The following is a 14,127-nucleotide window of genomic DNA, read 5'->3' as shown; positions in this document are numbered from 1 at the left end:
ACTGCCCTGGCAGTGATCCTGCGCGCGCCGGAAGGCGCACCGGAATGTGGAACCTCGCTAGTCTACGTGCCGCCCGGGCGTGTCGCAAACTCGGGCGTGTCGCGCGGGGCTATGCTCGGCTGCTTCCCAGGGGACGCGGCCACGTCCCGGTGGAACCGCGGGAGGACAGGTGTTGGGGGAGCTGCCCTCCCGCGGCATATCACCCCGTGACGACGTCCTCGCGACGTCGACGCACGGTCGTGACCATCAGAAGAATCACCCCGATGGCCAGAGCCGCCGAGCCGGCGAGGACGGCTCCGGTCGGCGCATCGGCTCCTGTTGGGGGAAGAGCCGACATGGTCACGGTGACGGCGTCGTCGTCACACGCTTGGAACGGAAGATCGTTGGTGGGTGCGCCCCAGCACACCTCGCCGACGTTGGTGATCGACGACGCCCGCGATTCCGGGTGCACCGTCACTCCGAGAGTGATCATCGGGGCCGAGGTGCCCATCGCCAGCGGCCCCAGGAGCTCGCAGCGCAGGATGCCGCCGTAGCCGTCGTCGTCCTGACCGGTGACCTGGCAGTCACGCCAGCGCGGGAACGCCGAGTCGCTCGTCAGGATGCTGTCCACCTTCAGGTCGCCGGCGATCGGGTCGGTCACCACGACTGGCTCAGCGACCGAGTCGACGGCGAGGTTCGTGACTTTGAGGCCGTAGTCGAACGACGCACCCGGCGCGGTCTCCTCCACACTCGCCGTCTTGTCGATGATGAGGTCGGCCGAGCGCGGTACTGCGCAGTTGGGACTCGCGGGCGGGTACGAGGCGCTGATCGTGAGCGTCGGGTTCACCGAGATCGTGACCGTCGTCCCGAACCGCCAGGGGTACGTCGGGTAGCTGGTGTCGAGCACCATACCGTTGTAGACGAGCGCCGGGTCGACCAGCAGCTCCCCCGTCACCGGGTTGTAGTCGGCTTCCGTCAGCGGACGGTATCCCGGCCACTGGATGCTGACGTCGTTGGGCGCGAGCAGCGCTCCCGGCCACAGGATGCTTCCCGACTCGCCGGATGCCAGCTGGCGGACCACCGAAGCGGGGTCGGGTGCGGGCACCTGCAGGTCGGGCGTCCACGTGAGCGTGATCGGCTGGCCCTGCAGGCTTCCGCTGGTGGCGACCGCGTACTCGAGGAACGCGACGTCGTTGACGCAGCGCACGGCGATGTCGGCCAGGATCTCGTCCACCGGGATCTCCACCGTCGAGCAGTCGTTCGTCGGATCGATGTCGTTGAGGACGGCGACGCAGGCGGTGTTGACGAGAGTGTCGATGAAGTCGGGCTCGAACGGCGCGGCCTCTCCGTCCGGTCCCAGCTGCGGCGCCACCGGGTCGGGCGGCTGGGGCAGCATCACGCGCACCTCGATGCGGTCGGTGGCGCCGACCGCGAGGGCGACGTCCTCGACGAGCAGGTCGTTGCCGAGCGGATCGCCGGTCGGACTCACGACCGTCCAGCCGGCCGGAGCAGTCACCTCGAGCACCTCGAGGTCCGCGGGGATCTCGTCGGTGACGACACCGTCGGTGACGTCGACCGTGCCGTGGTTCGTGACGTCGAGGTAGTACGTGAACTCCGTCCCCGGCTCGACCGCACCGCCTTCGATGTCACTGTGGCTCTTGACGATCCCGAGGTCGACGATGTCGATCTGGGCGCACGCGTCGTCGTCGATGATCACTCCGTTGACGTTGACCGATCCGCGGTTCGGCACGACATAGGTCGCTCCCGGGATGTCGTCGCAGGTCGGCGGCAGAGGATCGGGCACCTCGATGAGGTCGACGTCCACCCTGACCGTGATCAGGTACGCGTGGGTCGCGCCCGCGGGCACCGTGCGACCGGTCGCGAACTGCACCGGGTCACCGGAGTTCCACTCGGTGATCTGAGGCGCCGGCGTGAGCGGGTACGCGGGATCCGCCATGGCGGTGATGCGTACGAGCGTGACCCCGGCCGGCAATGCTCCCAGCTCGTCCGTGAGCGAGTAGAGGGCGTCGATCGTGCCGGGGTTCGTGACCGAGAAGCGGTAGGAGAGGTCCCACGTGTCGGCGTCGATCTGCAGCGCGCTCAGCACCGTCTTCGAGAAGAGCGCGGTCGGCGGCACCGGCTCGCAGTCCTCGGCGTCGACCTGCTCTCCCTCCCACTCCAGCGTGGCGGAGTTGAAGAAGCCGCTGCCGGGCTGACCCGTGCAGTCCAGCTCGTCGGGCGGGATGACGCCCGTGAGCGCCACGGTGAAGGTCACGCGGTACACATGCGTCGCGCCGGCCGCCACAACCGCACCATCGACGATCGGCGTGGTCGGCTGCCCGTCCCAGGGGATCGCGACGCCGCCGCCGGTGACGTCGACCACGGATTGGCCCACGATGTCGATCCCGCTCGCGAACGAGGGCACGTCGAAGAGCGTGTACTCCGCCTCGCGGGGCTGGCCGGTGTTGTCCACCGTCAGCAGGTACGACACCGACCACACCGGCCCGGGGCCGACGTGGGCGAGGCCTTCAAAGGACTTCGCGATGGTCGGTGCGCTCGGCTGGTCGTCATTGGTGAACGTGCAGACGGTCGTGCCGCCCTTGGTCACCGTCGCGGTGCCGTCATCGCCCGAGCCGCCCTGGCCGCCACCGCCGCCGTGCGACGTGGAGAAGCGCTTGTCGTCATCGCCGTGATCGTCATCATCATCGTCGTCGTCGCCACCGCCGCCACCGCCGCCGCCGCTGCCGCTGCTGGTGCAGTCGACCGACGTCAGGTCATAGCCCGCCGGGCCACCGGTCTCGCGGATCTCATACGAGCCGACCGGGAGCGTGATCCACTGACCCTGCGTCACCGACTGCCACTGCCCGTCGACCAGCACCTCGAGCGTCCAGTCCCCGGGCAGGGCATTGCCGCCGTCGTTGTTGACGACCTTCTTGATCAGCTTCAGCTGACCCTTCTTCTCCTGCGGCTTGTCGTCGTTCGTGAAGGTGCAGGTGGTCTTGCCGCCCTTCGTCACCGTCGCGGTGCCGTCGTCGCCCGAGCCGCCTGAGCCGCCCTGGCTGCCGCCCTTGGTCGCGAGCGCCTTCTTGTCGTGGTCGCCGTCATCGTCGTCATCGTCGTCGTGGCCACCGCCACCGCCGCCGCCGCTGCTGGTGCAGCTCACCGACGTCAGGTCGTAGCCCGCCGGGCCACCGGTCTCGCGGATCTCGTACGACCCGACGGGGAGCGTCTTCCACTCCCCCTGCGTGACGGACTGCCACTGACCGTTCACCCGAACCTGGAGCGTCCAGTCGCCGGCATTCGCGTTGCCGCCGTTGTCATTGAGGACCTTCTTGATCAGCTTCAGCTGACCCTTCTTCTCCTGCGGCTTGTCGTCGTTCGTGAACGTGCAGGTCGTCTTGCCGTCCTTCTTCACCGTCGCGGTGCCGTCATCGCCCGAGCCGCCGTGGTCACCACCGCCCTGAGACATGGCGACGCGCTTGTCGTCATCACCGTGATGGCCATCGTCATCGTCGGCGTGGCCACCGCCGCCACCGCCGCCACTGCTCGTGCAGTCCACCGACGTCAGCTCATATCCCGCCGGGCCACCGACTTCCTGGATCTCATAGGTGCCGACCGGGAGCGTGACCCACTGACCCTGCGTCACGGACATCCACTGCCCGTTCACGCGAACCTGCAGCGTCCAGGCACCGGCCTTCGCGTCGCCGCCATTGTCATTGACGACCTTCTTGATCAGCTTCAGCTGGCCCTTCTTCTCCTGCGGCCGGTCGTTGTTCGTGAACGTGCAGGTCGTCTTGTCGCCCTTCTCGAGGTGCACCACCGGGGCGTCGACATCGGTCTTCTCGGAACCTGTGCACGACAGGTCGGTCCAGTCGTATCCGGCGGGGCCGCCCTTCTCGCCGAGCTTGTAGACGCCCACGGGAAGCTCCACCCAGGTGTTCTGCGGGAGCGAGGCCCACGAACCGCCGTCTGCCCGCGCCTGCAGCGTCCATGCTCCGGGCTTGGCGTTGCCGCCGTCGTCGTTCTTGACGACCTTGACGAGCTTGAGCTGAGCCTTCTTCTTGTCGTGATCCTTGGGATCGTCGTCGTGCTTCGGGTCGTCGTCGTGCTTCGGGTCGTCGTCATGCTTCGGGTCGTCATCGTGCTTCGGGTCATCGCCGTGCTTCGGGTCGTTCGACCCCTGCGAGCCGGACGACCGCGCCGCGGTCGTCTTCTGCTCGGGTGCCGGCTCGGCCACCACCGCAGCGCCGCCGGACGACTTCGTCTCGGGCGCCGGCGCAGGCGCGGGTTCCGGCGCTGGGGCCGGTGCGGGCGCGGGAGCCGGAGCGGGCGCCGGAGCCGGAGCTGGTGCCGGAGCCGGAGCTGGTGCAGGCGCGGGAGCCGGAGCCGGAGCGGGCGCCGGTTCGACGACCGCGGATTCCGCGGATGGTGCTTCTGCCGGCGGAGATTGCTCCGCCGAGGCTTCGACAATGGTCTCTGGTTCCGAGCCCCCTGCCGCCGCTGCACCACCGGCCGGACCTATGGCCAATGCTGCGGCGATCAGACCGCTCAAGAAAACCTGCCGACTACGAGCCATCTTCATCACCCGTCCCCAGGGTGAACGTCTGACGCGCAGGGCCAACAGGCCCAAACCCCAGTCGCCTTCCCCAATCCGCGGAATCCGCGATCTGAGCCCCAGTGAAACTCGACCCCAGATCGAGATATCTCGACCCCACATCGAGATTGTCTAGAGGTTACATCCAGTCCAGCGATCTGGCTACCCCTGGAATGGGCGACTTCAGGTCATCGAGAGCCGGGTGAGGACGAGCGAGCGGATGCCGCCACCGACGCCGAAGGGCGGTCGCGCTCACGCGCGACCGCCCTCCTCCGTGGAACACCCCTATTAAGAGGCATCCGGGAGCTGCGCTCTATTAAGAGGTGTGCACTCCCTGTCGACGCTGGTACGCGACGAACGCCAGCGCGGCGAGGCCCATGAGAAGCAGCGCGCCACCGGCGATCGGGACGATCGGGCTGACGACGCCGCCGGTCACGGCGAGGGGGCTCTCCGGGTCGACCGAAGCCGGCGTCTCCGGGCCGGGGGTTTCAGGCGAGACGGGGGTCTCCGGGCCGACGACGGGCGTCTCCGGGTCGTCGTCGTTCGCCGGGTTGGCGCACAGCGCCGACGCCGCCGGGTACTCGACAACCGTCTCGTACGTCGGGTTGACGTCGAAGCGCACGGTCACGCCCTCGCGGGTCCAGGCGAAGTTGCCGTCCGTCGGGAAGTACTCGCCGTTCACGAGCTCCCAGCCCGGCCACATCTTCGGCTCGCCGGCCGAGGCGCCGGGCCAGAGCACGCTGCCCGAGAGGGGCTGGTTGCCGAACACGAGGTCGGGACCGGCGGGGTTCACGAAGGTGATCGTGACGGGGGTCGCGCTGTCGGCCACATAGCCCTCGGGCAGCGTCACGCCGTAGGCGAGGTAGGGCACATCGCCCACGCACGACGAGGCGATGTCACCCGGGATGAGCGGGCACTCCCCGATCTCGGACTGCTCGAGGTCACGGGTCTGGGTCTCGATCGCGACGGAGGACTTGGCCGTCGGGTTGCCCTCGGCGTCGTACTCGAAAACGGTCGTGGTGACTTCACGCGTCTGCGTCACCTGGGTGTCGCCGCACACCCACTCGCCGTCCACCCACGAGCCGTACTCGACCAGCGTGTCGGGAAGGGGGCAGTCCTTCTTCTCGTCGACCGTCATCGGACGCTCGGACGTCGAGGTGGAGTCGGTCGGCTGACCGGGGACCCACGCGGTTCCGCTCCACACGTACGGAGTGGTGGTGGTCGTCGTCGTGACCTGGACGACCTTGCTGGCGCAGTCGTACTCCAGCGTCTCCTTGCTCGTCACGTCAGCCGGAGGCTGGGGCGGACGGCACTGCTCGAGCGTCTCCGACAGCTTGTCGAGGTTGGGCACGGTCCACGAGAAGTTCCCGGCGGGGAATGCCGTGCCGGCCAGCGGCTTGGCGGTCCACGTGGTGGTGCCGTCGCCGTTCAGAACCGACACCCACTCGGCGTTCGGGCTCTTCGTCAGCACGCCGGCAGCGGTGCACGACGGCGGCGTCCACTCGAGCGTGGGCGTGACGACGGTCGGCGGAGCCTCAGGGGTCGTGCCCTTGCAGACGATCCAGTGCGACACTTCGGCCTGCTTGCCGCCCTTGTTGACCGGCGACGCGTAGGCGACGCCGGCAACGGGGTGGTGGATGACGTTGTTGGTGTTGCCCGCCTTGACGACGAGCACCTCCCAGTGGTCGCCCGGCCATGCCTGGTTGAACGGGTACAGTGTCACGGTCTTCTTGCCGTTGGTGAGGCGGCCGTGGTCGGAGTTGCCCGTCGAGCTGTAGCACTCCGCCTGGTGATCCGCGTAGCGATCCTCCCAGTACTTCGGCGAGTTCGCCGCGGGCGTCGCATCCTCGAAGGTGCCGACGGTTCCGATCAGGTCTGCCGCGGAGGCTCCCGCGGTCACGAGCGGCGCCACGACCAGCGACGCGGCGAGTGCCACGGCGGCGAGCGCCTTGAATGTCTTCTTGTTCTTTCGTGCGTACCGCACAGAGAACTCCCCAACTTCCGGGCGCGATCAAGCGCCGTCCCAGCGACGCCCGGATACGAGCGCCGGTACTCCCAGCGGCACGCGAACGTGCCGTACTCCCCCGACGCGGAGCGTCGGACCCGTAGCCCTATGCGGGGCTGTTCGGTCTCCCTTGCGTGCGGGTATCACGCGACCGATCCATCTGCGTTCGGGTTTGCAGATGGGCAGCGCCGAAGCGCTGCTCGTGCACGTTATCAGCTTGCGGGCGTTCGCGCGAATCCCGCCACGCGGACACGCTGAAGCCCTTCGCTCCGCGAGGACGAAGGGCTTCAGTGCCGCCGAACCGCGGCGAGGTGGGAGAGGGCAGGCCTTGGGGGCAGCCCGCCCTCTTCCACGGTCATTGCATCGGCTTCACCTCGCCCCGGCGACGGCGGACGACCAGGGTCGTCGCACCGGCGAGGAGCGTGAGGAGTCCGAAGATCGCCAGCGGCCAGACGGCGCCGCCACCGGTCGCCGACAGCGCCGCGAGCTGCGAGACCGTCACCGTCGCATCGTCGGAGTCGCGCCCGGGATCCCCTTCATCACCGAACGTGTGGTAGTCCACGACCGCGACGTTCGTGATCGAGGTGGCCTGCGACTGCGGGTCCACCGTCGCTGCGAGAGTGATGGTCGGCGCCGCGCTGGCGCCCTCCTCGCTCCCCTGCGGCTGCAGCGGCCCGAACAGCACGCACTCGAGCGTGCCTCCATAGCCGCCGCTGTCCTGGCCGGTCACCTCGCACGATTCCCAGTTCGGGAAGACGCTGGTGTCCCCCTCGCCCGACCACGTGACATCCGTGATCTTGAGGTCGGCCGGGATCTCGTCCGTGACGATGACGCCATCGGCCGCGGAGTCGACGCTGAAGTTGGCGACCTCGAGGTCGTACGTGAGCGCTCCACCCGGCTTGGTGTTCTCCACGCTCGCCGTCTTGACGATCTCCACCTGGCTGTGACGCGCCTGGAAGCAGGCCCCGGTCGCGGTCGGGTACTCGACATCGAACGCGATCGTCGGATTGACCTCGAACGTGACGGTGCTCTCACCGCGCCATGCGAAGTCGAGCTCGCTCGGGTCGAGGATCAGGCCGTTGTACACGAAGAACCTCGCATCCTCCGGCGCGTACTCGATGCCGTCGGCCGGGTTGAGGTAGCCGCCGTCGGATCCGTAGTCGGACGCCTGGAGCGCTCGCCAGCCGGGGTAGTCCACCGCGACCGGCGGGTTGCCCACGAACTGGCTTCCCGGCCACTGGAGCTCTCCGGTCACGCCGTCGGGGCCCGCGAAGAACTCGCCGATCGTCAGCGAGTGACCCGCCGCGTTCGGCTCGTCCTTCGTCACCCAGCTGCCCGACACCGGAAGCGTCGACAGACTCGGCGACGTCCGGAGGATGTAGCGCAGCACCGCGGTGTCGCTGACGCAAGCCGTGTAGACCACGCCCGTCATCTCGCGGACCTCGATGGTGAGGTCGTCGCAGTTGGGTGCGAACGGCTCGCCGTCGAAGGGGCCGCCGACCGTGTCGATCATCGTGTCGACGCACGCGTTGTTGACCAGCGAGGCAAGCGGCGCGGGAGGCGTCGGCACCGGGTCGGCCGGATCCATCGACGACACGGCCGGCTGCGCAGCAAGCACGACCGAGATCGTCACCGTCATCGACGCTCCCGGCGCCAGCGGCGTGCCCAGGGTGAGGTCGACGATGTCGTTCGGCTGTGTGTCGCTGTTCTCCGTCCAGCCCGGCTCGATGGTCATCCCGAAGCCGTCCGACAGCGTCAGGCCGACGATGTCCAGGCGCGAGTGCAGGTCCGCATCGCGGACGTGGACGGCCGCAGCATCCCGTGTGCCGTGGTTCGTGACCGTGAGGACGTAGTCGAACGGAACACCCGGCTCGACCGACGTCGCGCTGGACGACTTCTCGAGGCCCACGTCGTCGAGGTGGATCGTCCCGCAAGCCTCGTCCTCGACCGGCGCGTCGCCGCCGACGGTGAGCACCGCCGTGTTGACGATGCCGATTCCGCCGTCTTCACCCGCACACGGGTCGACGCCATCGGGCACCGACGCGATCGCGGCGATCACGGTGACGGTGTAGACGTCATCGTTCGATCCGTCGAACGGGGCGAGTGGCCGGTCGTTCGCCAGCTGTGCCTCGAGCGACCCTTCGGCGAATTCGCCCTCGGTGGCCCCAGTCCACGACGCGGCCATCACGACTCCGTCCGTCGCATCGATCGCGTCGGTCAGGTCGTACTCGACCGTGACGAGCTCGCTGTTGTTGTGAACCGTGATGTCGTACGTCACCGTCCAGGTGCCGTCCTCGTTCTGGTTCGAGCTCACCAGCGACTTGTCGAAGACGTATCCCTGGTCCACGTGCGAGTTCACGATGCTGCAGACCACGTTCTCGCCCTTGTCGAGCGACCGCAGGGCAGCCGACCCCGCGACGCTGTCGGAGAGGTCGATCTCGCCTGAGATGTCGGAGACGCACGACCACTCGCCGGGCTCGAACTCGTCCGAGCCGGCGAAGTCGCCGATCAGGTCCTCGGAGAGCTCGAAGCCGACGCCGGTGGGAACCTCGGTCGGAGCGACGTCGCCGCCGTCCGCGTCGGTCACCGCGTCGCCCTCCTCAGGCGTCGCGGACAGCTGCCAGTCGGTCTCGGAGACCTCCGCCCGCTCGACCACGACCGTCTTGTCCAGCGCGATGGTCGGCAGCTCCGCCTCGTTGACGAATTCGCAGTCGACCGGCTGGTTCGGCATCGTGAACGAGCCCGAGACGTCGTCCACGTCGAGCAGGACGGTGTCGTCGGCGCCGATGCAGACCAGTGACGACGCGTAGTCGGACGGGTCGCCGGCCTCGACTCCGATGAGCTCGCTCACCGTCACCTGCCGGCCGATCAGGGCATCCGCCGTCACCATGTTTGTGACATCGGTGAACTCGCCCATCGTCCCGTCTGCCGTCGACGTTTCGGAACCCGTCGCCGCACCCGAGATGCTCAGTTCGGCGGTGTCGCCGGCTTGCCCGTTCACCCACGTCTTGACCACCGACACGCTCTGGGTGAGCGCGCGGTTCGCGAAGACGCAGATGCTGGGCTGGGTCACCGTGAGCTGGAAGAGCCGGCCGTCGCCGTTGCCCGACGTGAGACCCGTCGAGCACAGGTACTTCGACTCGTACTGCCCCAGACCCGTGACGGTCTCGGCCATCGAGAGGATCTCTCCGATCCGGGCCTGCGTGAGCACCGTCCTGACGTTGTCGAGCTGGTCGAGCAGGCCGCCCGCGGCGATCGAGGTGTTGACGATCTCGGCACCGCCCTCGCGGACGATCGACAGACGTGACTGGTCGAGCGCGACCCCGCCGAGCCACCGCTTCTGCAGCAGCACGCCCACGGTGATGGCGGTGTTGGTGAAGGTGCACTCGACGTCGGCATCCGGCGCCGTGAAGGTCGTGCTGGTCCCGGTGCCCTCACCCCCGGCCGGCGAGCACTCGTAGGTGCTCTCGTACTCACCGCGGTTCTCACCGCCCAGGACCTCGGACACCGTGACCTGGTCTCCCACGCGGACGGTCAGCGCGACGACGGACTCGTCGGTCTCGCTGGCCGCGCCGGTCGCCGTCGACGTTCCCGTCGTGCCGTTGACGGACAGATCGGCCTCGTCACCGGAGAAGGCGTCGACCCAGACCTTGTCCACGACGATGTCGGTCGTCTTGGCCGTGTTGGTGATCGTGCAGACCACCGACTCGGTCACCGTGAACTCCGGGATGCTTCGCCCCGAGCCCGATGCGCCGTCATCGCACGACCAGGTCGATGTGTACGTGCCGGTGTTGTCGCCCAGCTCCTCCGACAGCGCCACCTCGTCGCCGACCCGAACGCTCACCGAGGCGGTGTTCGTGTTGTCGACGCCCGTGCCCTCGGGGGCGGTGGAGGTGGCCGAATCGGACTCGGATCCCGTGATCTCGAGACCGGCGGTGTCGCCGAGGAACGCCTTCACCCACGACTTCTTCAGCGTGACGGTGGCCCGCTCCGCCTCGTTCTCGAACGTGCAGGTCACGTCCGCGTTCGGGACCGTGAGGTCGAACGCTCGGCCGTTGCCGTCACCGGTCGTGTCGCCCGCGTTGCAGGAGTACGTCGACCCGTAGGCGCCCTGCCCCTTCACCACCTCGGAGAGCGAGACGGTGTCGCCCACACGGACCGCGGTGACGGCCGTGTCGGCGGTGTCCAGCTGCTCGCTCGCGCCGCTTGCCGTCGACTTCGCGGTCTCTGTGCCGGCGGTGAGGCCGGCGGTGTCGCCCTGGATGGCGTCGATCCAGCGCTTCTGCAGCGTGACGTCGACCTTCTTCGCGATGTTCGTGAAGGTGCACTCGACATCCACACCGGGGGCAGTGAAGGTGGTCGTCCTGCCCCCACCCTGCCCGCCCGCGCCGAGGCAGGAGTACGTGCTGAGGTAGACGCCGGTGTTCTCGGCGTCGAGCGCCTCCGACACGGTCACCTTCTCGCCGATGCGGACCGTGCGCGTCACCACGTCGTTGTCGATCTGCATGGCGTCGCCGTTCGCGGTCGACGTCTCGGTCTTCCCGTTGATCGACAGATCCGCGGCGTCACCGTCGAACGCATCCAGCCACAGCTTGTTCACGACGATGTCGGTGGTCTTGGCCGTGTTGGTGATGGTGCAGGTCACCGACTTCTTGACGGTGAACTCCGGGATGCTTCCCCCTGCGCCCGCCGTGCCGTCATCGCAGGACCAGGTCGTCGTGTACGAGCCGGTGTTGCCGCCGCCGAGGTCCTCGGCCAGCGCCACCTTCTCGCCGACGCGCACATTCACCGAAGCGGTGTTGACGGCGTCCGTGCTGTCGCCCTCGGTCGCCGTCGACGTCGCCGAGTCGGTCTCGGCGCCGGTGACGTCGAGGTCGGCGGTGTCACCCGCGAACGCGGCGACCCACTTCTTCTTCAGCGTGACGGTCGCCCGCTGGGCCTCGTTCTCGAACGTGCAGGTGACGTCGTCGTCCGGGACCTTCAGCTGGAACGACAGGGCGTCGCCCGCCGCACCGGTGGTGCAGGAGTAGGACGATCCGTAGACGCCCTTGCCGGCCAGCGCCTCGGACAGCGTGATGGTGTCACCCACCCGCACGGTCGCGACCGCCGTGTGCGTGGTGTCGAGCTGCTCCGCCGCACCCGTGGCGGTCGACGTGGCCGTCTCCGTGCCGGCGGTGAGCTCGGCCTTGTCACCCTGGACCGCGTCGATCCAGTGCTTCTGCAGCGTGACCGTCTTGGTGACGGCCGTGTTGGTGAACGTGCACTGAACGCCGTTCGCCGATGCGGGCCACTCCGGAACGGTGATCGAGCCGCCGGTTCCGGTGTTCTTCGATACGGTCGCCCCCACGCACGACAGCGTCGACGTGTAGAGGCCGGTGTTCGCGTCGGCGAGCGTCTCGGCGAGATCCAGCTCGGCGCCCGGCTCGACGCTCACCTGCACGGCGGGGCCGTTGGTCGGTGCCGTCGAGGTGCCCTGCTTGGACGCGTCGCCGCTGAACGCGAGCTGCGCCTTGTCACCGGGGAACGAGTTCACCCACGCCTTTGTCAGCGTGACCGTGGCATACGGGATGTTCACGTATGCGGTCGCCAGCGTGACGTTCGGCGTCTGCTGCGAGACGGTGAAGCTCTGCGGCGACGGGTCGAGGACATAGCCGGCGGGGGCAGCGGTCTCGACGACCGAGTACGTTCCCGTCGGAAGCCCGGCGACCGTGATCTCGCCGGCCGTGGGGTCGGTGTCGCGTGCGCCGTTGTCGACGACGGTGATCGGTGCGGTGTGCAGGTTCCACGGCGCGGCCGCGGCGGCGCCGTTGGTTGCGGTGACCCTGAACGTCGCACCGCCGAGGAGCGCACCGGCGCCGTCGTGCTTGACCCACGAGGCGCTGCCGAGCGGGTCGGCGAACGTGACGGTCTTGGACTCGGCCGCGCCGACCGTCACCTGCTTCGGCGTCGTGTCGAGGAGGTACCCGACCGGTGCCTTCGTCTCGGTGATCGTGTACTGGCCGGGCTCCACGTTGCCGCTGAAGACGATCTGACCCTGGGCGTTCGTCGTCCCGGACGTGCTCCCGGTACCCGTGGCCGGGTTCGGAGAGATGGTGAATTCTGCTCCGGGGAGCACCTTCGACGGGTCGAGGGCGTCGGTCTTCACGATCGTCAGCGTCGAGCAGGTCGAGGGGACGTCGAGCGCCACGGGTGCGATCCAGTCCTTCATCGACGAGTTCTCATTGCCGGCGGACGAGTTCGAGCGGACATTGAGAACGCCGTAGGCGCCACTGCAGCCGCTGTCGCCGAACAGCGTGGTCAGGTTGATCGCGGCCTCGGCGAACGAGCCCAGCTTGAGGACGTCGCCGGACAGGTTGTCGATGTTGCCCTGCGCGGTCTGGCCGACGAACCCGGCGAGCGAGCCCAGCGACACCCACTTCGTTCCGTTCCACGTGTGAGCGCCCACCAGGAGGATCGTGATGTTGCCGTTCTGCTCGATCGTCAGGCGCAGGTCGCCGACGGTGCGGTCGGGAACGGGGCCGGACGAGTTCGGCTTCTGGTTGAGTTCGACGTAGTAGCCGATGGTGCCGGTGGTGGCGTCGCGTTCGAACCCGAGGTAGGCGTACACGTTGCCGTTCACGGTCTGGGTGTAGGCATAGACGTTGCCGATGTCCGACTGGCCTGTGGCCACCCCGGCACCGCTGACCTGGTTCGCCGTCCACGGCCAGTTGCTCTCGGACGCTCCGCCGGTGAACTGCGTCGCATCGTCGAAGCCGTCGTCCGTGACGGGCTGGCCGCCCACGGTGGCCCAGTCCTTGGTTCCCGCTCCATCCAGACACAGGTTGCCGTCGATCTCGAAGCCTGCGACCGGAGAACCGGCGACGGGCCACCCTGCACAGGCGAGCAGCGCCATCGGCGCGATCTCCGCCTGCGGCGCTGCGAGTGCCGAGATCGACCGGTCGGCAGCCGGCGGGGCATCCGCGACGGGACCGGTGGCCTCTTCAGGCGCGGGCTTCCCCTCCCCGGGGGCCGCAGGCTCCTCCGCGGGAGCCGCGGGCTCCTCCGCAGGAGCCTCAGCCGGCTCTTCCGCCGGAGCTGCAGGCTCTTCGGCCGGAGCCGCGGGCTCTGCCGGATTCTCCGGGGCCGTCGCGACCACCTGCTCGGCCGGCGCTTCAGGGGTCACCCCCTCGTCGGCGACCGCGGGCGCCATGCCCGAGAACACCAGAGCCCCGGCGACGACCGTCGCCAGGGCTCCTGCATGCCAGCGCTGCCGGAGCGCGATCCTGCGCTCCTGACTGCGTACTTCCCGAATGCTGCGGCGCAATTCCCCAGAATTTGAAGCGCGCGCGAAAACACGACCATCCATTGACTTCACCCTTGTCGTAACGACGTAGGGTGCCCCAAGTCGGAGCCCCTCCCAGCACGCGCCGACCGCAAAGTTTCCAACTCCCCCAGGAGTCAGTCGACACGTGTTCCCAGGGGGAACGTAAGCCTGCAATCTGCCGCTGTCAAGTAGGCCCCGGTTTTCCCCGGCATACGACGAAGCGGCCCGGGACATGTCCCGGGCCGC

Annotated in this window: 3 protein-coding genes; all 3 read right to left on the bottom strand. The window is 68.5% G+C overall.

Features of this window, described 5'->3' with window-relative positions; all coding sequences use genetic code 11:
- Nucleotides 1-199: 199 nt before the first annotated feature.
- Nucleotides 200-4,216 (bottom strand): DUF11 domain-containing protein, encoded by a 4,017-nt coding sequence (locus JX005_RS15015; RefSeq protein ID WP_214468405.1) that lies wholly within the window; start codon nucleotides 4,214-4,216, stop codon nucleotides 200-202.
- A 673-nt stretch (nucleotides 4,217-4,889) separates the two neighbouring features.
- On the bottom strand, nucleotides 4,890-6,557 hold the full coding sequence (locus JX005_RS15010; RefSeq protein WP_214468404.1) for a hypothetical protein: 1,668 nt from the start codon (nucleotides 6,555-6,557) through the stop codon (nucleotides 4,890-4,892).
- A 376-nt stretch (nucleotides 6,558-6,933) separates the two neighbouring features.
- Nucleotides 6,934-13,881 (bottom strand): SpaA isopeptide-forming pilin-related protein, encoded by a 6,948-nt coding sequence (locus JX005_RS15005; RefSeq protein ID WP_214468403.1) that lies wholly within the window; start codon nucleotides 13,879-13,881, stop codon nucleotides 6,934-6,936.
- Nucleotides 13,882-14,127: the final 246 nt, after the last annotated feature.

It is taken from the genome of Microbacterium flavescens (assembly GCF_018588945.1).
GTDB classification, from domain to species: domain Bacteria; phylum Actinomycetota; class Actinomycetes; order Actinomycetales; family Microbacteriaceae; genus Microbacterium; species Microbacterium flavescens.
Note: the sequence above shows the minus strand (reverse complement) of the source record. Positions and strands in the feature narration are given on the sequence as shown.